The organism is Campylobacter concisus (assembly GCF_003049705.1).
In the GTDB taxonomy this organism is placed as follows: Bacteria; Campylobacterota; Campylobacteria; order Campylobacterales; family Campylobacteraceae; genus Campylobacter_A; species Campylobacter_A concisus_AR.
The window spans coordinates 56,485-80,308 of the sequence record NZ_PIRF01000001.1 but is presented as its reverse complement, the minus strand read 5'-3'; the positions used below and the strand labels follow the sequence as shown (position 1 = coordinate 80,308).

Below are 23,824 nucleotides of genomic sequence, written 5' to 3'. Positions count from 1 at the left end.
AAATAAATTCTTAACGATTATACTCTCAAAAAATTAAAAAAGTATAATTTCTAAATATAATCTGCAAAAATAATGTTAATTTTAGCTTAAACGTAAATCTTGATTTTAAGATAAAAATTTTAAGCTTTATGACTTTTTGAACTAAACCAAAAATCAAAATCAGCCAAGCCTTTTCTCATTCATCTTTATATAAATATGTAAGATATCAATCGCAGCTGGCGTGATACCTGAAATTTCACTCGCAGCAAAAAGCGTAGGCGGTGCAAATTTCTCAAGCTTTTCTACCACTTCATTACTAAGGCCACTAACACTTCTAAAGTCAAAATTTTCAGGAATTTTCACATCCATCATATCTTTCATTTTTTCTATTTGATTTTTTTGCTCATTTATGTAGTGCTGATATTTACACTCGGTTAAAATTTGATCCACACTCACATCATCTAAATTTACAAATTTCCGATCAAGCTTTCTTAGTTTCTCAGCCGTAAAGCTTTTGCGTGCAACAATCTTTTGAAGGCTCACATTTTGGCTTATTGGCTCTTCATCAAGACTAGCTAAAAGCTCTAAATTTTGCTTGCTCGGCGTAATTTGAGTATTGTTGAGGTATGCAAGTCCATCTTTTAAATTTTGCCTGATAGCTTCAATTTCATTAAAAGTCTCGTCATCAATAAGTCCAAGCTCATGGCCATATCCGCCAAGCCTTAAAATGGCATTTTCCTCACGCAAAAGCAAGCGGTACTCCGCCCTACTCGTAAACATCCTATATGGCTCTTTTGTCCCTTTTGTCACAAGATCATCTATCAAAACGCCAATATACGCCTCATCACGGCGCAAAACAAGCGGCTCTTTGTTATCAAGCGAAAGCGCTGCATTTATACCAGCCATTAGCCCTTGAGCGCCCGCCTCTTCGTATCCAGTCGTACCGTTTATCTGCCCAGCCAGATAAAGCCCTTTTACTTTTTTAGTCTCCAAACTATGTTTTAGCTGTGTTGGCTCAACGTAGTCATATTCGATAGCGTATCCATGCCTTACGATTTTTGCGTTTTCAAAGCCCTTTACGGAGCGTAACATCTGCACTTGCACCTCATAAGGTAGGCTCGTTGAAAAGCCGTTTATGTAGTACTCTGTAGCTTCAAATGTTTGAGGCTCTATAAAAAGATGGTGTCTGTCGCGGTCGCCAAAGCGGTTTATCTTATCCTCGATACTTGGACAATATCTTGGTCCTATACCCTCGATCTGGCCTGTAAAAAGTGGCGCTTTGTCGAAATTTGAGCGAATTATTTCATGCGTGGTTTCATTTGTATAGGCGATGTAGCAAGGTAGCTGTGTTGGTGAGAAATTTTTAGTTCTAAAGCTAAATGCAACTGGCTTTGCGTCGCCATCTTGCTTCTCTAAAATTTCAAAATTTATCGTTTTTGCATCGATCCTTGGACATGTTCCGGTTTTTAGCCTGCCTAAATTTAGCCCAAGCTCTCTTAGACTGCCGCTTAGATCCTTTGCGCTTAGCTCGCCCACACGGCCAGCTTCTAGTTTGTTAAATCCAACATGGATTAGCCCATTTAAAAATGTGCCAGTGGTGATTATCACCTTTTTTGCATTATAGATGTTATTTAGGTGGGTTTTAACGCCCGTTACTTCGCCATTTTCGCTTAAAATTTCAGTGGCGATCTCTTGAGAAATTTCTAAATTTGGAGTGTTTAAAAGCAAATTTCTCATATAAACGCGGTATCTATCCATATCTATCTGAGCGCGGCTACCACGTACTGCTGGGCCTTTGCTCTCATTTAGCACGCGAAACTGGATGCCAACAGCGTCAGTTGTAAGCCCCATTTGACCACCAAGCGCGTCGATCTCTTTTACAAGATGCCCCTTTGCAAGGCCTCCGATGGCTGGATTACAGCTTGCAGCGCCTATTTGCTCGGCTAAGATCGTGATAAGTAAAGTTTGCTTGCCCATTCTAGCAGCCGCAAGACTTGCCTCAATGCCTGCATGTCCGCCGCCAACGACGATTATTTCATAGTTCATGATAAAATTTTCCTAATTTTTTGATTGCGTGATTTTATCCAAAAGCATATAAAATTTAAATTTTTTAAAAATTTTTATTGCCAAATTTAATGTAGAGTTTTTTATTAATAATATTTTAAATATTTTGCTGTTAGATTTACAAAATTTTTAAAATCACAAAGGTATTTCTATGATGAGTTTATTAAAAGTTGCTGGCTTTTTGCCCTACCTTGCAATCGCATTTTTAAATGCAAGCGTCGATCTGGCACATAAAATCACTATACAAAATGTTCTTTTAAAAACATACGATGGTGACATACTTTTTATATTAACAGCAGTTATAAATGCAATGATTTTATTTCCTTTTATATTTTTATTCTCGCCGTCAAGCTTTATAAATGATAAATTCTCAAAGACAAAAGTCATAAGAATTTGTGCTATTTTTGGCCTTATTATTAGTGTTGCAGTACTTTTTAGCTATCTTGCGGGCGCTTTTGGTGTAGCCTTTGCTCTGACGCTCATCCTAGCAGCCCAAAGTGCGATCTACTCGCCTGCAAAATACGGCATCATCAAAGCTCTCGTCGGCCCTGAGCGCCTTGGTACCGCAAACGGTATCATCCAAGCACTAACCATCGTTGCCATCTTATCAAGCTCATTTTTATTTTCATTTATATTTGAAAATTTATACATCCAAGGCGAAAACTCAGAAGAAATTTTAAAAAGCGTCTATCCTATCGGTATCTTTTTAGTGGTCTTTAGCGCGCTTGAGGCATTTTTCGCCTACAAGCTACCATACATCAGCGAAACAAACGAAGAAAACGACACATTTGACCTTAAAAGATACATTAGCCTTAGCTATTTAAGAGAAAATTTAAAAGAAGTAAGGTCAGATAAAAATATCTGGCTAAGTATCGCTGGGCTTAGTATATTTTGGGGAATTTCTCAGATCATCATCGCAGCTTTCCCAGCTCATTACAAAGCCGTTTTTAACGACGACAGCTCGCTAGCGGTGCAAGCAATTCTAGCAGCAAGCGCCATAGGCATCGCATTTGGCTCATACGTGGCTGGCTCTATGTCAAAGCTTCACATCGAGCTTGGTATCGTGCCGATGGGTGCTATTGGTATATTTTTTTCGCTTTTATTTTTCGCATTTGGCTCAAATATCGGCGTAGTGAGCCTTAGCTCATTTGCATTTGGCTTTTTTGGTGGAATTTTTATAGTGCCGCTAAATGCGATGATCCAGTACTTTGCCCCGCAAAAGACCACCGGCAAGATAATGGCGGCAAATAACTTCTTACAAAACGTCTCAATGCTGCTATTTCTAGCTATTGGCATAGGCTTAGTATATTTTAAAATTTCAACCACCGGGCTCTTTGTCTTTACAGCGCTTGTTTGCTTAATTGGCAGCTTCTACGCCATTTTGCAGCTTCCGCACCTTTTTACAAGGCTACTTTTACTACCATTTTTAAAGACAAAGTACCGCTTTTTTGTAGAAGGCCTTCAAAATTTACCACAAAGTGGCGGCGCACTACTTCTTGGCAATCACATCAGCTGGATCGACTGGCTCGTGCTTCAAGCTGCAAGCCCGAGGGGTATAAGATTTGTCATGTATAGAACGATCTATAACAAATGGTATCTAAAGCAAATTTTTAAATTTTTTAAGGTGATCCCAATAGGTGCAGGGGCAAGCAAAGAGTCGATCGAGCTAGTTAGAGAGTGCCTAAAAAATGGCGAAGTGGTCGCACTTTTCCCAGAGGGTCACATCAGCTACAACGGCCAGATAAATGAGTTTCAAAAGGGCTTTGAGCTTATCATCAGAGATCTAGAAGAAATTTGCATCGTGCCATTTTATCTTCGCGGCCTTTGGGGCTCGAGCTTTTCAAGAGCTAGTAAATTTTACAAAGACCTCACTTCTAAAAACGGCAGACGCGACATCATCGTCGCCTTTGGCAAACCAATAACCACATTTATAAACGCTGCAAAGATGAAGCAAAAGGTGCTTGAGCTTAGCTTTTCATCGTGGGAGAGCTTCATCTCAAGGCAAAAACCACTAACGAGCGAGTGGCTAAACAACGCAAAAGAAAGTAAATTTAAAGAGTGCGTGAGCGACAGCACTGGGCTAAATTTAAGCAACTTGAAATTTATAACAGCTGTTTTAGTCTTTATCAAAATTTTAAAACGCGAGCTAAAAGATGAGAAAAATATAGGCATCTTGCTACCTAGCTCAAGCATCGCAGCTATCGTCAATATGGCGCTTCTTGCCATGGGCAAAGTAAGCGTAAATTTAAACTATACGTTAAATGAGACCTCGCTAAATCACGCCCTAAGAAAGGCAAATATAAACACAGTCATAACCTCTAGCAAATTTCTTGAAAAGCTCGCACTTAAGGGATTTGATCTAAAAGATGCGATGAGCGAAAAGGCTAAATTTGCAGAAGATCTCTCAGCCAGCGTCTCAAAAAAAGAGAAATTTTTAGCGCTTTTAACCGCGTTTTTTGCTCCAGTTTGGCTTATTAAGCTTTGCTATTTTAAGCGTGTAAGCTTAGAGGATACAGCTACTATTTTATTTAGTAGTGGCAGCGAAGGCGAGCCAAAAGGCATCGAGCTAAGCCATAAAAATTTACTTGCAAACATTAAGCAAATAAGCGAACTTCTAAATTTCAAAAAAGATGACGTGATCTTAAACTCACTCCCTGTATTTCACTCATTTGGCCTAACAGTCACCACGCTCATGCCACTTTGCGAGGGCATAAAAATGGTAAGCGTGCCTGACCCAACAGATGGAGCAACTATCGGCAAAATGGCCGCAAGACACAGCGCTAGCATCATCTTTGGCACCTCAACGTTCTTTAGGCTCTACACAAGAAATAAAAAGCTTCATCCGCTAATGTTTCAAAGTGCCAGAATGGTCGTAGCTGGGGCGGAGAAGCTAAAACCTGAGATAAAAGATGAGTTTAGGCTCAAATTTGGCATAGAAATTTATGAAGGATACGGCGCAACCGAAACGGCACCGGTGGCTGCTGTAAATATGCCAAATATCCTAGAAAAAGAGAGTCTAAAAGAGCTTACATTTAATAGACCTGGCAGCGTTGGCATGCCTCTGCCTGGCACTATCATAAAAATAATCGACCCAGAAACTCTTGAAGAGCTTGAAACTGGCGAGGACGGACTCATCGTCATCGGCGGATCGCAAGTGATGAAAGGCTATCTAAACGACGAAGCTAAAACAAACGATGTCATCACGCACATTGATGGCGTAAGATACTATAAAACTGGCGACAAAGGTCACATCGATGAAAACGGCTTTGTATTTATCGTCGATAGATACTCAAGATTTGCCAAGATCGGTGGCGAGATGATAAGCCTTGGAAGCGTCGAAGAAGAGCTTGCAAAGGTGCTTGGGGGCGACGCCATCTTTAGCAGTGCAAATGTACCAGATAGCAAAAAGGGTGAAGCGATAGCACTTTTAGTAAAAAGTGGCACAGAGCCCAAAAATTTAGAGCAAATTTTAAAAGAGAGCAGCCTAGCTCCGATAATGATGCCAAGCTATATCTTCATCGTTGATGATATACCAACGCTTGCAAGCGGCAAGGTTGATTTTAAGGGGGTAAAAGCTCTAGCAGTCTCACTTCTAGCGGAGTGAGGCACCGCCCTCTTTCTTTGTGACAAAATACTACCCAGGTTGCAGTTGCGACTGATATTTGCATAAATCTTAAAATTTTTTTGCAAAGAGTTTTGTATAAAAATTTCTATTGCTTTTTAAATTTGGTGCAATTCGTGCGATTGTTTGCTAAATTCTGCCTTTACAGAATTTTACTGGCAGATCATAAAAGATGATGCTATACAAATAGTGAACAAATGGGCTATAACGTAGAAAAAGGTAACAAAGTGCTGCTAATTAAGATAAATTTTGCCCTAAATGAGCTTAACAAAGAAGGAGCTTTAAGCGAAATTTCGCTTAAATACTTCGGCAAAGACATTTCTAAATAAGGAGAATCAATGAATTTTAAGCCCATTTTTGGCTTGATCGCAGGTGCTTTTTTAGCTTTAAATTTAAATGCTTCAACTATCAAAAAAGGCGAACTTATCGTCGCAACTGAAGGTACTTACTCACCTTACTCATTTTATGATGAAAAGGGCGAGCTAGTAGGATATGACGTAGATATTGCAAGAGCAGTAGCACAAAAGCTAAATTTAAAAGTCGAGTTTCTAACAGCTCCTTGGGATGCGATGCTAGCAGCATTTGACGCTGGCAAAGCAGATGTTGTTTTTAACCAAGTTAGCATAAACGAAGATAGAAAGAAAAAGTATGGTATGAGCGTGCCTTACACTATGCCATATCCGGTAATTGTCGTGCATAAAGACAATAACGACATCAAAAGTTTTGCTGATCTAAAAGGCAAAAAGAGCGTGCACTCTGCGACTAGCAACTGGGCGGCGATAGCCGAGAAAAACGGCGCAACAGTGGTCGTAGCTGATGGCTTTAGCAAAGGCGTGGAGCTTATCATCTCAAAAAGAGCTGATGATACGATAAACGATAACGTTACATTTTTTGACTACATTAAACAACGCCCAAATGCACCACTAAAAATCGCATACACAAGCAACGAGCCGATGCCAACAGCTGCAATCGTTAAAAAAGGCAACACTGAGCTACTAGAAGCGATAAACAAAGCACTTGATGAGCTAAAAGCCGAGGGTAAGATAAGCGAAATTTCGATGAAATATTTTGGAAAAGATATTTCAAAATAAAGGACCAAAATGAAATTTACAAATTTATTAAAAATAGTAGCAGTGCTTGCAATAGCTCTAAATTTACAGGCAAAAACTATAAAAGATGGCGTGCTAATAGTAGCAACTGAAGGCACTTACGCGCCTTTTACATTTTATAATGACAAAAATGAGCTAGTAGGATACGATGTAGATATCGCAAAAGCAGTAGCACAAAAGCTAAATTTAAAAGTTGAGTTTCTAACAGCTCCTTGGGACGCGATGCTAGCGGCATTTGACGCGGGCAAGGCAGACGTTGTATTTAATCAAGTAAGCATAACTGATGAGAGAAAGAAAAAATATGCTTTTTCAGTGCCTTATACTGTAACATTTGGTGCCATCATCACTAGAAAAGATAATAACGACATAAAAAGTTTTGCTGATCTAAAAGGCAAAAGAAATGCCGACTCAGCTACGAGCAACTGGGCGAAAGTCGCTGTAAAATACGGTGCTGAACACGTCGTAACAGATAATTTTGCTAAAAGCATGGAGCTTCTTATATCAAGACGTGTAGATGCTGTTGTAAGAGATAACATCGTATTTTACGACTTCATAAAAGAGCGTCCAAACGCACCTGTGAAGATAGCTGCCTCACTTGACGAGAAAGACTACACAGCAGCAGCTGTCAAAAGAGACAACGCCGAACTTGCAGAGCAAATTTCAAATGCACTAAACGAACTTTCAAAAGAGGGAAAACTAGAAGCCATCTCAAAAAGCTACTTTGGCAAAGACGTCTCAAAATAAATTTATAAACCAACAAGGCAAAAATGGAAAATTTAGATAGAGTGATCGAGCTTGTTTCAAGCTCGACGCTACCGATGATCATCGCACTTTTAAAAGTGACGATCCCACTTACTTTGCTCTCGTTTTCGCTAGGGCTTGTCATCGCCATTATCACAGCAGTAGCAAGGCTTTCAAATATAAAAATTTTAAAATTTATATTTGCCACCTATGTTTGGATATTTCGTGGCACGCCGCTTCTTGTGCAGCTTTTCATCGTATTTTACGGACTTCCTAGCCTCGGCGTTACGCTTGATACTTGGAGTGCGGCGACTATCGCATTTAGCCTAAACGTGGGCGCTTATGCGTCTGAGTCTGTAAGGGCTGCCATACTTTCTGTGCCAAAAGGTCAGTGGGAGGCTGCCACATCGCTTGGCATGACGCACTATCAAATTTTAAAGCGCATCATCGCGCCTCAAGCGGTGAGGATCTCGTTGCCACCGCTTTCTAACACATTTATAGGCCTTGTTAAAGATACTTCACTAGCAGCTTCTATAACGATGGTAGATATGTTTATGGTCGCTCAAAGGATCGCAGCAAGGACCTTTGAGCCACTCATCCTCTACATCCTAGCAGCGCTCATCTATCTAGTGGTTTGCACACTCTTAACCTATCTTCAATCAAGGCTTGAAAAAGCTGTCTCAAGGTATGTCTAATGGCTATAAATTTTAAAAATATAAGCAAATCTTACGGCGATCATTTGGTGCTAGATAACATAAACACAAGCTTTAAAGAGGGGCAAACAACTGTGATAGTTGGCTCATCTGGTTGTGGCAAATCAACACTTCTTAGATGCATAAATTTACTTGAGATCCCACAAAGTGGCACTTTAGAGGTAGATGATAGGAGTGTAAATTTTAAAGAGAAGCTTAGCTCAAAAGAGCTTTTAGAAATTCGAAAAAAAACAGGCATGGTCTTTCAAAGCTTCAACCTCTTCCCACACCTAACAGCACTTCAAAATGTCACTGAAGCTCCGATCTACATTCAAAAAAAAGATAAAAACGAAGCGATAAAAGAGGCAAAAGATCTTTTAGCCAAAGTGGGGCTTAGCCACAAAGAAGATACCTATCCAAACAGGCTCTCTGGCGGTCAAGCACAGCGTGTAGCCATCGCTAGAGCACTGGCCGTAAATCCATACTTTTTGCTACTTGACGAGCCTACAAGCGCGCTTGACCCAGAGCTTGAGGCTGAAGTTTTAAAAGTCATCTTATCTCTTGCAAAAGAGAAAAAGTCTATGATCATTGTCACTCATAATATGAATTTTGCTAGAAAGATAGCTGATAGAATTTTGTTTTTAGATAAAGGTGTGATCGCATTTGATGGCTTGGTAGATGAGTTTTTTAACAGCCAAAACGAAAGAATAAAAAGCTTCATCTCAGCTATGGATATATGAAAATTTTAGCTAGAAAATCTAGCTAAAATTACATTAAGCAAAATGAGGCTTTATCTGCTCTATCCAAGCTGAAATTCTACCCTCAGTTTTATCACTTTGGTTATCAGCATCAAGCGCTAGGCCTACAAATTTTCCATTTCTTACAGCATCAGAGCCATCAAATGTATAGCCATCAGTGCTAACCTCACCAACTACCTTTGCGCCAGCTTTTACGACCTCATCATAAAGCTTTGCCATGCCGTTACAGTATTCATCAGAGTAGCTCTCGCTATCACCCATGCCAAAAACAGCGACTGTTTTTCCGCTTAGATTTAACGCTTTAAAGTCAAACGCGTCCCAGTCATCTTGAAGATCACCACTACCCCAGGTTGATGTACCAAGGATGAGCTTATCAAAGCTATTTATCTTCGCTGCGTCTACATCAGCAACGTTTAAAAGCTCATTTTCAAGGCCCAAACCCTCACTTATAAGCTTTGCTGCATCTTCGGTATTTCCCATGCTGCTTCCATAAACTATACCTATCATTTTTATCCTTTTTAAAAAATTTTACTAATAATCGTATAAGGCACAAGCTTAATCAAACCTCTCGCATAACAGTGCCTAACCTCAACGTGTCGCCTAAATTCCTCATTTCTAGGAAAAACAATATAAACCATCTCGCACTCGTGACCAAGCACACCGACAGCTCTATCTATATCGTCGTTTAAATTTCTCATATCATCAAAGCTCACTTTTTTAAAGCTTGGCATGACGCTGAGCAAATTTTTACCATCTTTTTTAACCGAAATGACACCACCATTTAGCACGACCTCTTTATCTTGATGGCGGAGGCGTATTTTATCATAAACAAATTGACAAAACATCTGTGCCGCATCGATACAAAACTCAAATTTCCCACTTACATAAAGCATTTTTATCATCTTTGCAGCTGCCATTTTTGGCTCTTTTGCTATAAATTTGATCTTTGAAAAGTCGCCTTTTAAATAAGCATTTATGATGATATTTGATGAAATACAAAAGCGATCTGCTGGCTTAAAATTTAGACATTTTTCATAAAGTAGGAAATTTACCCTAGCCTCAAAAATTTCTTTGAAATTTAGAAATTTAGCGTAAGAAAGTGGTATTTTTAGCTCACTTTCTACGCCAGAATTATAAAGTGCAATAAAAATTTTTGCACGTGAAAGCCTATCAAGCTTTGCAAAAATATTTGGAGTTATTTCGCCAATATCTGATAAAAGCCCGAATCTCATTGATTATTCTTTGCATCCAAATTCCTTATCTAGCCCAAAGACCTTGCAGTACTCGCAAAATACGCAGCTAACGCTTCTTTTTGCACAAACAATTGGAATATTTCTCTTTTTTGCTTGAGTTTTAATAGTCTTCATAGTGTTGTGGTTTAAAAAACTAGTTAGCATCACCACACACTCGGTATCTTGAGGGATTGGCTTGCGATTTACACGGTTTTCATTTCTAGCATCCCAGTGTTCTATCTTCTCAGCTCCCAAATCATGTAAAACTGCCTTGATAGGCGTTATCTCATCTGCACCGATAACTAAAACTGACATAATAAGCTCCTAAAATTTATTCATTTTCTGATAATGATTATAAGGAAGCTTAACTAAAATTTTTCTTAGTTATGATACTTATTATCACTTATATGTAGAAATTTGTAACGTTTTACTTAGACATTTAAACATCTAAACTCTTTTAATCTTAGATACCGCAAACAAAAATATGATAAGTCCGCTTGCGGCAAAAAAACTACCGACATTACCGATATTTTGTTCGCCTAAATAAACTATCGTTTGATGCCCTATTAGCGTCCCTGCTCCGATACCTATGTTATAAATAGCCGAAAATATCGCCATTGCAGCGTCAGTAGCATTTGAGGCTAAATTTAGTACTTTTATTTGAAAACTCATGTTTACACCGGCTATACCAAGCCCCCAAATAAAGGCTAAAACTAGCATTAAAACTTCATTTTTAGCAATAAAATTTAACACAAGCAAGCAACATAAAATAAGCATGATAGAAATTGCTGAAAATGCATTTGGAATGAGCTTATAAAATTTAGAGAAAAGCAGGCTTGCAACTACGCCAGCAACACCAAATATAAGCAAGAATATTGTGATAAATTTCCCATCAAAGCCACTGATATCTTTTGCAAATGGCTCAATGTAGCTATAGGTGCTAAAATGCGCGCTTATGATAATTGCCGTTAGTAAAAATACGACCATTAAAAGGCCATTCCTTGCAAGTTCTGGTAAGCTTTTAAGTGAGCCTGAGTTTTTACTTGGTAGAAGTGGCAAAATTTTATATAGCCAAGCTCCAACACCAACAGCAAAAATTCCGATCAGCCCAAAGGTCACACGCCAACCAAGTGCATCACCTAAAATTCTTCCAAGTGGCAGACCAAGTATCATCGCTAGCGATGTGCCAAGAGCTAGCAGTCCAAGAGCTTGCGAGCTTTTATTTATCGGAGCTAGCCTAACAGCAAGTGAAGCAGTGATAGCCCAAAAAATAGCATGAGCAATAGCTATCATCAACCGAGCAATAATTAAAATTTTAAAATTCCAAGCAAAGGCACAAAGCGTATGAGCTACAACAAATACGATAAAAACTTTTAAAAGAAGAGATCTTCTCTCTAAATTTGCAGTTAAAAGCATAAGCGGTAAAGAGAGTATCGTGACGCTCCACGCATAAATCGTGATGATAAGACCGGTATCGGCCGTGCTCATGTCAAAATCTTTTGCAATATCACTTAAAAGTGGCACTGGGACAAACTCAGTAGTGTTAAATATAAAAGCACAAAAAGCAAGAGCTATAACCCTTAAATAGGCTACCCTATGAACGCTTATCAAATTTTATCCTTAATTTTTTCATTAAGGTAATGGAATTTTGCTTAAAGTTAGTAATTTAAAAGGCAAAATTCTCGGAATTTATTAATGACATAGATTAATAGTATATTTTGGAAACTAGCTCTATAATAAAAGATTTTTAAAAATCGTAAGAAAATTTAAGGCGGAAAAATGGCTAAAATAATGAAAACTATGGACGGAAACGAGGCTGCGGCGCATGCGGCTTACGCATTTACGGAGGTTGCTGGCATCTACCCGATCACTCCTAGCTCGCCGATGGCTGATTACACCGATATGTGGGCGGCCCAGGGTAAGAAAAATTTATTCGGCATGCCCGTTAAAGTCGTCGAAATGCAAAGCGAAGGCGGGGCTGCGGGCACCGTGCACGGCTCGCTGCAAGTGGGTGCGCTAACTACGACATACACGGCTTCGCAAGGTCTTTTACTAAAAATCCCAAATATGTACAAGATCGCAGGCCAACTACTACCCGGCGTCATCCACGTGAGCGCGCGCTCTATCGCGGCCCAGGCGCTTTCTATCTTTGGCGATCATCAGGATATCTATGCCTGTCGGCAAACTGGCTTTGCTATGCTGGCAAGCGGCTCCGTGCAAGAGGTCATGGATATCGCGGGCGTCGCGCACCTAGCTGCGATCAAGGGTCGCGTGCCGTTTTTGCACTTTTTCGACGGATTTCGCACGAGCCACGAGATACAAAAGATCGAGGTGCTTGACTACGCTCACTTTGATAGACTGTTAGACCGCGAGGCGCTGCAAAAATTTAGAGACGAGGCGCTAAGCCCCGAGAGCCCTAAAACTCGCGGCACGGCGCAAAACGACGATATCTACTTCCAGACGCGCGAGCTAGCCAACCGCTACTACGACGCGGTGCCTGATATCGTGGCCGAGTATCTAAAAGAAATTTCAAAAATCACGGGACGCGATTATAGACCGTTTAATTATTACGGCGATCCGCACGCTACGCGCATCGTGGTCGCGATGGGCTCTGTTACGCAAACTCTAGAAGAAGTCGTCGATCACCTACGCGCAAAGGGCGAAAAAGTGGGCGTGCTAAAGATACATCTATACCGTCCGTTTAGCCTAAAATACCTCTTTGACGTGATGCCTGAAACAGTAGAAAAGATCGCCGTACTAGACCGCACGAAAGAGCCGGGAAGCCTGGGCGAGCCGCTATATCTGGACGTCAAGGCGGCGTTTTACGGACGCAAAAATCAGCCCGTGATCGTAGGCGGCCGCTACGGCCTAAGCTCAAAAGACGTCGATCCGGCTCAGATGCTAGCCGTCTTTGAAAATCTAAATTTAAGCGAACCCAAAAACGGCTTTACCGTCGGTATCGAGGACGACGTGACCTTCACCTCGCTAAAAGTCGGCGAGAAAATTTCGCTAAGCGACGCAAGCGTGAAAGAGTGCCTATTTTACGGCCTTGGCGCGGACGGTACCGTGGGAGCTAATAAAAACTCAATCAAAATCATCGGCGATAAAACCGATCTTTACGCGCAGGCGTATTTTGCCTACGACAGTAAAAAATCCGGCGGCTACACGCGCTCGCACCTGCGTTTCGGTAAAAACCCGATCCGCTCGACCTACCTCGTCTCAAATCCGCACTTCGTAGCCTGCTCGGTTGCGGCGTATCTTGAAATTTACGATGTGATAGACGGTATCCGCGAGGGCGGGACATTCCTGCTAAACTCGATCTGGGACGCCGAGCAGACGGTCGCTAAACTGCCGAATAAAGTAAAGAAAATTTTAGCCGCTAAAAAGGTAAATTTCTACATCATCAACGCCACTAAGCTAGCTCGCGAGATCGGGCTAAAAAACCGCACGAATACCATCATGCAGTCGGCGTTTTTTAAGCTAGCTGACATCATCCCGTTTGCCGACGCGCAAAAGTACATGAAAGAGTACGCGCACAAAGCCTATGCCAAAAAGGGCGAAGCGATCGTAGAGATGAACTACAAGGCTATAGACATGGGCGCGGACGGACTGGTTAAGGTTGCGATCGACCCTAGCTGGGCAAATTTGACGGATGACGCGAGCGCGGAGGAAAAATACGTCGGCGACGAATTTATAGAAAAAATCGTCAAGCCTATCAACGCCGCTAGGGGCGATAGCTTGCCTGTTTCGGCCTTTGTGGGCTTTGAAGACGGACACTTTAAATCAGGCACGACGGCCTACGAAAAACGCGGCATCGGCGTAATGGTGCCGAAGTGGATCGAGGAAAATTGCATCCAGTGCAACCAGTGCGCCTTCGTCTGCCCGCACGCGGTCATCAGGCCGTTTCTAATCGATGAAAACGAGCTCGCCGCCGCGCCGCAAACCGTACAAGATCACGTCCTAGACGCCAAAGGCAAAGAGGTAAAAGGGCTAAAATATAAAATCCAAGTTAGTCCGCTTGACTGCACCGGCTGCGAACTGTGCGCTCAAATTTGCCCGAGCAAGGAAAAATCGCTCGTCATGGTACCTCTAGCCGAGGAAATGGAGAAAAATGAGCAGGAAAACGCCGATTATTTGTTTAAAAAAGTAACCTACAAAGACGATCTAATGAGCAAAGAAAGCGTCAAGGGCGTGGGATTTGCTCAGCCGCTATTTGAGTTTCACGGCGCATGCCCGGGTTGCGGCGAGACGCCTTATATCGGGCTTGTCACGAGACTATTCGGCGACCGTATGATCGTGGCAAACGCGACTGGTTGTAGCTCGATCTACGGCGGTAGCGCGCCTTCGACGCCTTATACGACAAACAAAGAGGGCAAGGGTGTAGCGTGGGCGAATTCGCTGTTTGAGGATAATGCGGAGTTTGGCATGGGTATGAACGTCGCGGTAGAGACGCTTCGCCACCGCATCGAAGACGTGATGTTGCGCACCAAGGATGCCGCGCCAAATGCCCTAGCCGCGCTATACTCCGACTGGATCGCGCACAAAAACGACGGCGAGAAAACGACGCAAATCGCTAAAATTTTAACGCCGATTTTGGAGCAAAATTTAGACGTAGAGGGCGTAAAAGAAATTTTAGAGCTAAAAAGATACCTCGTCAAAAAATCCCAGTGGATCATCGGCGGCGACGGCTGGGCCTACGACATCGGCTTTGGCGGTCTTGATCACGTACTAGCTAGCGGCGAGAACGTAAACGTGCTCGTACTTGACACCGAAGTCTACTCAAACACCGGCGGTCAAAGCTCAAAATCAAGCCGCGCAGGCTCCATAGCGCAGTTTACGGCCTCCGGTAAACCGATGCAGAAAAAAGACCTAGGCTATATCGCGATGACCTACGGAAATATCTTCGTAGCGCAGATCAACTCAAACGCGAGCCAGGCAAACACGATAAAAGCCATCGCCGCAGCCGAGGCCTACGACGGACCTAGCCTCGTGATAGCGTATTCGCCGTGCATCGCGCACGGTATAAAAGGCGGTATGGCCTACTCCGGAGGTCAAGGCGAGCTAGCGACCAAGTGCGGCTACTGGCCGACCTACGTCTACGATCCGCACCTAATCAAAGAGGGCAAAAATCCGCTCAAAATGACCTCAAAAGAGCCGGACTGGTCGCTTTACGAGGAGTTTTTGCTAAACGAAGTTCGCTACAATTCGCTTAAGAAAACTAACCCGCAGCACGCGGACGAGCTGCTGGCTAAAAATAAGGCCGACGCGCAAAGACGCTACCGCCAGCTAAAACGCCTAAGCTTAGCTGATTTTAGCGACGAGGTCGAGTCTAGTGCGCCTGAGAGCGCCGAGGATACCTCTGTCGGCACCGCAGCCGAGTAAAGCGCAAATTTCTCTCGCCTAAATTTGACGGGCGAGGGAAAATATCCGTAAATTTGGCTGCTCGTTTGGGCGGTTAAATTTGCTTTCAAATTTGAAATTTTAAATTTAACGCAGGAAATTTAAAAGGCGCAAAATGAGCCAAACCCATCCTTTTAAACCGATTTTCGATAAAAATTCTAAAATTTTAATCCTCGGCTCCTTTCCTTCCGTCGTTTCTCGCAAGCTGGGCTTTTACTACGCAAATCCGCAAAACCGCTTTTGGCGAGTGCTGGCCGGGATTTTAAACGCTTCGGTGCCTACAAGCACGGATGAAAAGATAAATTTCCTAATCGCCAGCCGCATCGCCATCTACGACGCTGCGATCTCGTGCGAGATAAAGGGCTCGAGCGATGCTAAAATGACCGCTATCGAACCTGCAAATTTGGAGCCGATTTTTAGTGGAGCGCGCATAGCGCAAGTTTACGCAAACGGCGGTAAGGCTTATGAAATTTGTAAAAAATATTTAGAAGACGAGATTTTAAAAGCGACCAAAAATGTAGTGATAAAGCTACCATCAACCAGCCCTGCAAATGCCAAATTTAGTATAGATAAACTTGCAAGCGAATGGTCGGCGATAGCTGAGGTTTTAAAGTAAGTCAAAAACTCAAAACAGCTTCGTCTTTCGTCTCTATGCTTATTAGTCTTTTAGTAAAAATTACCTTCTTGAGTAACTTAACTAACTATACCGTTTTTTAAAATAAAAAAATTATTTTTATATTGACATTGGTTATTATTTTGATATAATTGCACCATTGATTTAAATTTTCAGTGGCTAAAGTATTTTTAATACTTGTATTATTTTATAAATTTAAATGAACAAAATCAGTTTTGATTACTAAATTTATTAAAGCAATAGCAAAATTTAGTTATGTAGAAATTTAAAAATATTTTTGTGGCATATATTAGAAACATAAAAAATAGACATCTTAATCTAAAAGGATAGGTAATGAACAAGCATTTATTTGCACTTTTGGCTTTGGCGGCTTTTAGCAGCCATTCTTTGGCCCATGAGTTTTGGCTATTTGGAAACAGCAAGGACGTAACTAGCGTTGATATCGGCTATGCGGACGATTTTCCGACAGTTGAAAAGATACCAGACAACAAGACCGGACTATTTGAAGCCCCGTACGTCATAGCCAAAAACGGCGAAAAGCTTAGCCTAAAACAAAGCGGTGAAAACTACCACTACGAAAGAGGAAAGCTTGAAGACGGCTCTTACCTTATAGCTGGCGAGTACAAGCCTACATTTTGGACAAAAGCTAGCGATGGCACATGGCACATGGGCAAAACCAAAGAGGATATCAAAGACGCCAAATACTGCAAAAAAGCGAGCATGAGCGCAAAAGGCGTCATAAACAAAAACGCGAAGGACAACTCTGTAACAAAGCCTTCCAATCAGCGTTTAGAGATAGTTCCGCTTGAAAATCCGGCAAATTTCAAAGTTGGCGTACCGTTTAAAGTTAAAATTCTATTTGAAGGTAAACCGCTAGAAAGCGCTACGCTTAATGGAACATTTGACGGCTTTTTAAAAGAAAAAAGTGCATTTCACGGCGAAACTGAGCCAGACGGCACGATAGAGGTGCTAGCTCTTAAACCTGGAAAGTGGCTACTACAAGTGGTGCATAAAATGCCGTTTGCAGACTCAAAAATTTGCGATGACGAGACGATCGCAGCAACTCTTGCGTTTGAGCTAAAATAGATCAAAATTTACAAGATCGCATCTCAAATTTATTAATGGGCGCAGCAAGATGCGCCCTGCTATTTTGCATTTTAAACTAAATTTTCCCAGTAAATTTTATAAAATCGTTGTTACGATAAAAGAACTTCTAAAACGATAAACTCAAAACAAGCAGTTAAATTTATTGGTAAATTTAGTTTTTACTACGCAAATCCGCAAACACGCTGGCGACATCGTGCGAGATAAAGGGCTCGAGCGATGCTAAAATGACCGCCGTCGCGCCTGCAAATTTAGAGCCGATTTTTAGCGGCGTGCGCATAGCGCAGGTGTTTTCAAACGGCGGCAAGGCTTATGAAATTTGCGAAAAAAACCTAAAAATCAAATTTTAAACGCAACGGGTAAAGAACCAGTCAAGCTACCCTCGACTAGCTCGGCGAATGCAAATTTTAGCTTTGAAAGGCTCGTGCAAGAGTGGACGGTCGTCGCGGAGGCGCTAAAAGACGGCTAAATTTGACGTGAATTCTAAAATTTAACTCATCCGAAATAATCGTGCCTTCACCTTAAATTTAGTTTCAAAATTTAAAATTACCCAAATAAAACAAAGCAGGAAAAACCGTGAAAATCCTAAAATTTCTATTTTTACTTCCGCTTCTAGCCATCGGTGCGCAAGCACTAGAGCCAAAAGTCGTAATGAAGCCCGAAGCGAGCCTCAAAAACGGGCTTTACTACGTAAAAGGCAAGCTCTACGACGGCACGTTAAAGATGCTTCGCTACAGCGTCGAGGACCTATATGACGTAAATGCGATGGGCATGGTCTATCCGAGGCTAAAACCCCTGCCGCCCACGCTCATACGCGAGATAGACGTGCAGGGCGGCACGGCGGTGCGATACAGGGACTATTTTGACGGTAGGGACAAACCCTCAAACGAATACCCCTTAAAAAACGGCATCCGCGAGGGCACGGCGAAGCACTACCACGCAGATAGCGGCGCTCTGATGGGCGAGAGCGAATACAAAAATGACGTCCGCGACGGGCGCTACCGCCGCTACTACTTTGACGAGGGCGGCGCGTTAAAGCAGGAGGGCACCTACAAGGCAGACAAGCGAGAGGGCGTATTTACCGACTATTACGTTAGCGGCGAGGTTAGCGCACGCAGCCCATACGCGGGCGGGCTTCGAAACGGCGAGGACTTCGACTACTACAAAAGCGGTAAAATTCGAGGCGTGCGAACCTACAAAGAGGGCAAGCGAGAGGGCGCGGAAACGTGGTACTACGAAAGCGGCACCGTGGAGGAGACGGGCGAATACAAAAATGACCGCAAAAACGGCGTTTGGAAGCGATTTTACGAAAACGGCAAAACGCGCGTGGTAGAAAATTACAAAGACGGCAAAAAGGATGGCGTCGCGCGCGAATATTACCCAAGCGGCAAGCTACGAGGCGAATACGAGTACAAAGACGGCCGCCAAACGGGCGCGGGTCTGGACTACTACGAGAGCGGGGCGCCGGCGGCAAAAGTAATGTTTAAAAACGGGCGCTATCACGGGCTATACGAGGAGTATCACGAAAACGGCAAGCTAAAAGCTAGAGTGATGTTTGAGGACGGGCTGGAGATCGGCGAGGCGCGCCACTACTACGCAAACGGAAAGCTCGAAGCCCTGGGTGAGTTTGAGCGCGGTAGGCTCATCCGCGCCAAAAAATACAACGAATCGGGTAAGCTAATCAGCGACAAGTCTGATAAAAACGGACTTCCGAGGGAGTAAATTTAGCTAAATTTATGCCTTTGCGGTTTAAATTCGCTCTTTAAATTTTAGCTTTTAGCCGTAAATTTAACATTTATATCGCTTTGACTGGAAATTCGGCGCGCAAAGCTCAAAAAGCGGCGAAGCGATAAAAATCCGCGAAATTTTATAAATTTCGCTTAAATTTCACGGCGCGAGATTAAAGCGCTAAACTGTAAAGCGACGATATTTGCGCGGCAAGGGGCGGGGTCTAGGCGAATTTGACGGCAAAACGCGGGCTTTTGCATTTGCTGGCGTAAAACGGAGGCGGTTTGGGCGTCAAGCTAGCATTTAAAAGATGCCGAAGCGACTCTGGCAAAGCACTACAAAACGTAGGCGCGAGACTTATGGAAGCGAACGGGTAAAATTTGCAGGCTATTTTTCTTGCAAAAAGATAAAGCTTTGCCAATTCAGATCGTAAGCGCACTGAATTTAAACTATTCTCCGAGCCGAGCGTTTAAATTCTCTTTGTAAATTAGGCCCCATCGGTTCGTTAAATTTAGCGCGTTTGGTTATGCTAAATTTACCCTTTTGCGTCGCAGGCTAAAAATTTATGCGGTTAATTTATGCTCGTTATTTTAGGCGGTTGCAGCCGAATTTAACGCGGCGAGCTAAATTACATTTAGAGCAAATTTAATTTAAAACCGTAAAATCGCCGAAATTTAAGGAGCAAATATGAAAAAAATCGGCCTAATCGGCGGGATGAGTTTTGAGTCTACGATAACGTACTACGAGCAAATAAATCGCAAAATAAACGAGCGCTTGGGCGGGCTTAGCAGCGCGGAGATACTGCTAAGCAGCGTAAATTTCGAGGAGATCGAGGCCTGCCAGCGCGAAAATAGATGGGATGACGCGGGCGAAATTTTGGCGCGGCACGCGAGGATTTTGCAAGGCGGCGGGGCGGATTTTATCTTCATCTGCACAAACACGATGCACAGGTGCTTTGACGCCGTGCAAAGCGCCGTTAGCGTACCCGTAGCGCACATCGCGGACGCCACGCTAAAAGCGCTAAAAAACGCAGGCGTCGCCAAAGTAGGGCTGCTCGGCACCGTTTATACGATGACGCAGGATTTTTACAAAAGTCGGTTGATAGAGGGCGGCGCGGAGGTGCTTTTGCCAAGCGCGGGCGATATGGCGGAAGTAAATCGCGTCATCTTTGAGGAGCTTTGCTACGGCAAAATCGCGCCTAGCTCAAAGGCGAATTTCTTGCGTATCATCGAGGATTTTAGGTCGCGCGGCGCGCAAGGAGCAATACTTGGCTGCACCGAGATAGGCATGCTGGTATCGCAGGCGGATACGGATATGCGACTTTTTGATACGACGCAGATACACATTGACGCGGCGGTTGAGGCGGCGTTGTCTATACTTAATCAAAACGGTCGCTAGACGAAGGAAATGACTTAGCCGAACGGTAAGCAAGGTTGTTTAATAAAATCCACTAATTTTAGTTGCTTGCTAAAAATTTTACCGCTTCATAAGCGTTTTGAAAGATTAAATCCAAATGCTCTTTTAGACTTTGCGCATCCGCGTATCCGCAAGTTAGGCCGACACCTTTGATACCGGCGTTCTTTGCCGCCATTAGATCCATCTGCGTATCGCCTATCATAAATGCGTTTCGCTTATCTTTTCCAAGTTTTGCAAGAGCTAAATTTACGGGCTCCGCGTTAGGTTTTGGATTTAGCACGTCGTCGCGGCCTACCACCACTTTTATAAAATTTAAGACCCCTAAATTTTCAAGCAAAATCTCCGAAAATTTCGACGTTTTCATAGTAACTACGCCGACGTCGGCAATGCTAGACGCCAAACCTACGGTGTCTTTTGCAAACGGCAAACTAGAGGCCCAGGGCGAGTTTGAGCGCGGCAGGCTCATCCGCGCCAAAAAATACGACGAAGCGGGTAAGCTAATCAGCGATAAGCGGGGTAAAAACGGACTTCCGAGGGAATAAATACTAAAATAAGTTGCTACTGGCATCATTTGAATTTTTACCAAACCAAACATTTACGTCCTTTTGTATTTTACATATTTTAATTGGCTTTAAATAACACCGCAATAGTCGTACTTAATATTAAAATTTTATATTTATCTTTTGCATCTTAGTCATAAAAGTAGCAATCTCATCTATAAAATCATCAAAAAAGCATTAAAACCACTGGGCGAAGATAGTTTTATAGAGCTTATGATAGACAAACACTGGATAGAAAGCGATGTGCGAGAAAATAAAGCTGGTGGAGCATTTTTTGTAAGTTTGCCAAAATTTAAGCAACCAAGAATTTTTACCACATACATGAATACTCTTTCGCACTTAATCCAGCAAGCTCATGAGCTTGGGCATGCTTGGCACTACTACTTGATGCGTGATCTTCCGGTTTTAAGCGCAAATTTTACTAAAAAACGTATTTTTTAATATCACGCAAACATCGTATAACACGTACCAGTCAGACGTATTGCAATGCTTTTAGCCACGTTGTTGTCGCGAAATTTTAACTCGCGGTCGCAAAAGACGAGGCTAAATTTGATATTCGCCTGGGCTTAGCTCTCCTCGTAAAAGCTTGCCAAAGCGCGCAGCTGCGGCATCTACGGCATCGTCGCCAAACTCGCCCGGCTCAAATCCGCTACTAATAAACGGCACGGCAAACTCCATCCCGCAGTAGTTTGCCGCGATCTTAAGCGGCGTTAAAATTTCATCCAAGCTAAAGCCGATCGCGCCCTGTTTAGAGTATTCGCTAAGCGGAGTACTGACGCTTAGCGCAAGCTGCAAGACCTTGCCTTTAAGCGCGCCGGAACCCACCAGCTCGTGCGAAAAGACGATGTCGATATAGGCTTTTAGCATAGGCGGCACGTTTAGCCAGTGCATCGGGTACAAAAATACGATGCGCTCGGCAGCCGCTAACGCGTCTTGCTCTGCGCGGGCGTCTATGCGCGCGATATCTAAGCCGTAAAGCCCCTCCAAATGCCGCACCTTAGCGTCCGCTGCGGCCTTTGCTACCTGAGATAAGGCTTTGTTTACGCGCGATGCGGCGAGATTTGGGTGCGATAAAATCACAAGAGTTTTCATGTTGTTTCCTTTGTTAAAATTTGCGGAATCATATCGCTAAAAAGCTAAAAGTAGATTAAAAATGCTTGCCAGAGCGAGACTTTTACAAGCAAGAAAGCAAAAAATTACATTTTTATAAAACAGACAACTATATCTACAACTATCCTTATAGCGTCGGTTATCTGCTATCACAATTCTTTCTAAGTGAGTTTAAAAAAGATGAAGCAAAATTTTGCAAAATTTATAAACAATTTTTAATAGAGTGTGGCACAAAAAGCGTGGAAGAGCTAATGAAAAAACACTTTAAAAAAGATACGACAAAGTGCGAATTTTGGCTGATTGGCATAGATGAAGCGCTAAAAAATTTAGATGAGTTTAAAAAGGTGGTGGCTGTATAAATTCACTAGTTATCTTAAACGCTTTATCTTTTTTCGAGAAATTTTATAAATTTTTGATGGAGTATCTTCGAAAAAATGATCATCTACTATTTCATCGGCCACGCTCATAGCCCAAGCTTCATTAAAATTTTGTCCATTTTTGTTCGCACTACTTGAATAAAGCCAGTCAAATTTAGCTAAAAATTTTTCGTGCTCGCACTCTTTTACGACTCTAATAGCCTTTAAATTTGGATACAAAAATGTAGTTTTTCTTGAACGGCGTATAAAATTTTTATACTTTTTTGGCACTCTAACAAGCTCATTTAAAACGCTAAATTTTGCCGTCGTGATAAGACAAGGTTTATTCTCATCACGCATTTTGGCCTTATTTATCTCTTTATAATCTTTACTCAAAAAGCCAGCTGTCGTATCGGTTTGTGCTAGAAATATCATAATCTTTCTCTTTTTGATAGTAAAAATATACAAGAGATTATTAGAGCAAATCCTAAAAAATCCCAAAATACAAATTTTGTTCCAAGCCAAAAATAGCCAAAAAATGCTGCGCTTAATGGTTCTATGCAGGCTAATAAACTAGCTTTTGCTGCGCCTATTAGCTTAACACCTATCATATAAAAGCTAAATGCAAAAATGGTGCCAAGCGTAATAACAGCAATAAATGCAAGCCATTGATTTATACCATTAAGCCCAGCAAAATCCCAAACTCTCATATAGCAAGCAAGCACTACCCCGCCCATAACCATGCCCCAGCCAAGCGTGAGAGTGACTGAATATTTCGTATTTAGCCTTGCTGGAGCTAGGTTATAAACGCAGACGCAAACGGCGCTAACTAAGCACCAAAATAGCGCTTTTGGCGAAATGACAAGAGATGAAATTTGCGCATGTGTGCTCAGGAAGAATACGCCAAGCATGGCTAAAAATAGAGCTAAAATTTCAAGTTTTCTTGGGGCGCGTTTTTCTTTTATGCAAATGACCATTAAAATTAAAGCAGGAGCAGTGTATTGAATAACAGTTGCTACTGCGGCATTTGAAAGCTCGATGGAGTAAAAATAAGCGTACTGCGTCATCATAAGCCCAAGTATGGCATAGACTAAAAACTCACCAAGGAGCTTTATATCTTTAATCGGAGCAAAAACGGCACTTGGTTCTTTAAAAGCATAAAAAATCACAATAACAATGCCAGCTAGCATCAGTCTATATGGCACCAAAAAATCAGAATTTATACCAAGTGAAAATAGATACTGCCCACAAACCCCACTAAATCCCCAAAGGATACCGCCAACCAAAGTAAGGAGTATCCCAAGACGATGAGTATTCAT

General features: G+C 42.3%; 24 protein-coding genes. 15 read left to right on the top strand and 9 right to left on the bottom strand.

Going from position 1 to position 23,824, the window contains the following annotated elements; genetic code table 11:
• Positions 1-159 precede the first annotated feature (159 nt).
• The gene (gene mnmG, locus CVT05_RS00410) at positions 160-2,025 is read right to left on the bottom strand and encodes a tRNA uridine-5-carboxymethylaminomethyl(34) synthesis enzyme MnmG (RefSeq protein WP_107697428.1); all 1,866 of its coding nucleotides are present in this window, start codon (positions 2,023-2,025) and stop codon (positions 160-162) included.
• Between the two features lie 169 nt (positions 2,026-2,194).
• Between mnmG and CVT05_RS00405 the strand changes: the two genes are divergently transcribed.
• The 5 genes from CVT05_RS00405 to CVT05_RS00380 all read left to right on the top strand — a co-directional run bounded on the left by CVT05_RS00405 (position 2,195) and on the right by CVT05_RS00380 (position 8,947).
• Positions 2,195-5,647 carry an acyl-[ACP]--phospholipid O-acyltransferase gene (locus CVT05_RS00405; protein ID WP_107697427.1) on the top strand — a complete coding sequence of 1,151 codons (3,453 nt, stop codon included), beginning with the start codon at positions 2,195-2,197 and terminating at the stop codon, positions 5,645-5,647.
• Between the two features lie 356 nt (positions 5,648-6,003).
• Complete coding sequence (locus CVT05_RS00395; protein WP_084041921.1) at positions 6,004-6,756, top strand: amino acid ABC transporter substrate-binding protein; 753 nt, start codon at positions 6,004-6,006, stop codon at positions 6,754-6,756.
• A gap of 9 nt (positions 6,757-6,765) precedes the next feature.
• Positions 6,766-7,518 carry an amino acid ABC transporter substrate-binding protein gene (locus CVT05_RS00390; protein WP_107697426.1) on the top strand — a complete coding sequence of 251 codons (753 nt, stop codon included), beginning with the start codon at positions 6,766-6,768 and terminating at the stop codon, positions 7,516-7,518.
• Between the two features lie 23 nt (positions 7,519-7,541).
• Complete coding sequence (locus CVT05_RS00385; protein WP_103566155.1) at positions 7,542-8,210, top strand: amino acid ABC transporter permease; 669 nt, start codon at positions 7,542-7,544, stop codon at positions 8,208-8,210.
• On the top strand, positions 8,210-8,947 hold the full coding sequence (locus CVT05_RS00380) for an amino acid ABC transporter ATP-binding protein (RefSeq protein WP_107697425.1): 738 nt from the start codon (positions 8,210-8,212) through the stop codon (positions 8,945-8,947). The genes CVT05_RS00385 and CVT05_RS00380 overlap by 1 nt, the downstream gene beginning before the upstream one ends.
• Positions 8,948-8,980: 33 nt before the next feature.
• On the opposite strand, the gene fldA is transcribed toward CVT05_RS00380, so the two are convergent.
• The 4 genes from fldA to CVT05_RS00360 form a co-directional block, all read right to left on the bottom strand.
• Positions 8,981-9,472 (bottom strand): flavodoxin FldA, encoded by a 492-nt coding sequence (fldA, locus tag CVT05_RS00375; RefSeq protein WP_103583123.1) that lies wholly within the window; start codon positions 9,470-9,472, stop codon positions 8,981-8,983.
• 11 nt (positions 9,473-9,483) lie between these two features.
• Entirely contained in the window at positions 9,484-10,197 is a 714-nt protein-coding gene (locus CVT05_RS00370) for a UDP-N-acetylmuramate--alanine ligase (RefSeq protein WP_107697424.1), read from the bottom strand.
• A gap of 3 nt (positions 10,198-10,200) precedes the next feature.
• Positions 10,201-10,512: a DUF2325 domain-containing protein gene (locus CVT05_RS00365; RefSeq protein WP_002939277.1), complete on the bottom strand. Its 312-nt coding sequence runs from the start codon at positions 10,510-10,512 to the stop codon at positions 10,201-10,203.
• 132 nt (positions 10,513-10,644) lie between these two features.
• Positions 10,645-11,808, bottom strand: coding sequence for a sugar transporter (locus CVT05_RS00360; RefSeq protein ID WP_107697423.1), 1,164 nt, complete (start codon positions 11,806-11,808; stop codon positions 10,645-10,647).
• 168 nt (positions 11,809-11,976) lie between these two features.
• Between CVT05_RS00360 and nifJ the strand changes: the two genes are divergently transcribed.
• From nifJ to CVT05_RS00330, 7 genes are all read left to right on the top strand, one after another.
• Complete coding sequence (gene nifJ / locus CVT05_RS00355) at positions 11,977-15,579, top strand: pyruvate:ferredoxin (flavodoxin) oxidoreductase (RefSeq protein ID WP_107697422.1); 3,603 nt, start codon at positions 11,977-11,979, stop codon at positions 15,577-15,579.
• Between the two features lie 133 nt (positions 15,580-15,712).
• Positions 15,713-16,213 (top strand): DNA-deoxyinosine glycosylase, encoded by a 501-nt coding sequence (locus CVT05_RS00350; RefSeq protein WP_107697421.1) that lies wholly within the window; start codon positions 15,713-15,715, stop codon positions 16,211-16,213.
• A gap of 351 nt (positions 16,214-16,564) precedes the next feature.
• Positions 16,565-17,317: a DUF4198 domain-containing protein gene (locus tag CVT05_RS00345; protein WP_107697420.1), complete on the top strand. Its 753-nt coding sequence runs from the start codon at positions 16,565-16,567 to the stop codon at positions 17,315-17,317.
• A gap of 245 nt (positions 17,318-17,562) precedes the next feature.
• A complete protein-coding gene (locus CVT05_RS09605) occupies positions 17,563-17,685 on the top strand; it encodes a hypothetical protein (protein ID WP_265094336.1) in 123 nt (40 codons plus the stop codon).
• Positions 17,655-17,804 (top strand): hypothetical protein, encoded by a 150-nt coding sequence (locus tag CVT05_RS09390; RefSeq protein WP_234400511.1) that lies wholly within the window; start codon positions 17,655-17,657, stop codon positions 17,802-17,804. Before CVT05_RS09605 ends, CVT05_RS09390 begins: the two co-directional genes overlap by 31 nt.
• A 107-nt stretch (positions 17,805-17,911) precedes the next feature.
• Complete coding sequence (locus CVT05_RS00335) at positions 17,912-19,057, top strand: toxin-antitoxin system YwqK family antitoxin (RefSeq protein WP_107697419.1); 1,146 nt, start codon at positions 17,912-17,914, stop codon at positions 19,055-19,057.
• Positions 19,058-19,750: 693 nt separating this feature from the next.
• Entirely contained in the window at positions 19,751-20,461 is a 711-nt protein-coding gene (locus CVT05_RS00330) for an aspartate/glutamate racemase family protein (protein ID WP_107697418.1), read from the top strand.
• 58 nt (positions 20,462-20,519) lie between these two features.
• Here CVT05_RS00330 and CVT05_RS00325 read toward each other — a convergent pair whose 3' ends face one another.
• Entirely contained in the window at positions 20,520-20,879 is a 360-nt protein-coding gene (locus CVT05_RS00325) for an HAD family hydrolase (protein ID WP_320205009.1), read from the bottom strand.
• On the opposite strand from CVT05_RS00325, the gene CVT05_RS09385 reads away from it, so the two are divergent.
• Together CVT05_RS09385 and CVT05_RS00320 are read left to right on the top strand one after the other, a co-directional pair.
• Positions 20,866-21,021, top strand: coding sequence for a hypothetical protein (locus CVT05_RS09385; RefSeq protein ID WP_234400523.1), 156 nt, complete (start codon positions 20,866-20,868; stop codon positions 21,019-21,021). The genes CVT05_RS00325 and CVT05_RS09385 overlap by 14 nt on opposite strands.
• A gap of 231 nt (positions 21,022-21,252) precedes the next feature.
• Positions 21,253-21,480, top strand: coding sequence for a M3 family oligoendopeptidase (locus CVT05_RS00320; RefSeq protein ID WP_141089978.1), 228 nt, complete (start codon positions 21,253-21,255; stop codon positions 21,478-21,480).
• A gap of 102 nt (positions 21,481-21,582) precedes the next feature.
• Here CVT05_RS00320 and CVT05_RS00315 read toward each other — a convergent pair whose 3' ends face one another.
• Positions 21,583-22,131: an NAD(P)H-dependent oxidoreductase gene (locus CVT05_RS00315; RefSeq protein WP_054197179.1), complete on the bottom strand. Its 549-nt coding sequence runs from the start codon at positions 22,129-22,131 to the stop codon at positions 21,583-21,585.
• Between the two features lie 65 nt (positions 22,132-22,196).
• Between CVT05_RS00315 and CVT05_RS00310 the strand changes: the two genes are divergently transcribed.
• On the top strand, positions 22,197-22,508 hold the full coding sequence (locus tag CVT05_RS00310; RefSeq protein WP_103583463.1) for a hypothetical protein: 312 nt from the start codon (positions 22,197-22,199) through the stop codon (positions 22,506-22,508).
• Between the two features lie 9 nt (positions 22,509-22,517).
• Here CVT05_RS00310 and CVT05_RS00305 read toward each other — a convergent pair whose 3' ends face one another.
• Both CVT05_RS00305 and CVT05_RS00300 read right to left on the bottom strand, forming a co-directional pair.
• Positions 22,518-22,940: a Sua5 YciO YrdC YwlC family protein gene (locus tag CVT05_RS00305; RefSeq protein ID WP_103583218.1), complete on the bottom strand. Its 423-nt coding sequence runs from the start codon at positions 22,938-22,940 to the stop codon at positions 22,518-22,520.
• A complete protein-coding gene (locus CVT05_RS00300; RefSeq protein WP_107697416.1) occupies positions 22,937-23,824 on the bottom strand; it encodes a DMT family transporter in 888 nt (295 codons plus the stop codon). The genes CVT05_RS00305 and CVT05_RS00300 overlap by 4 nt, the downstream gene beginning before the upstream one ends.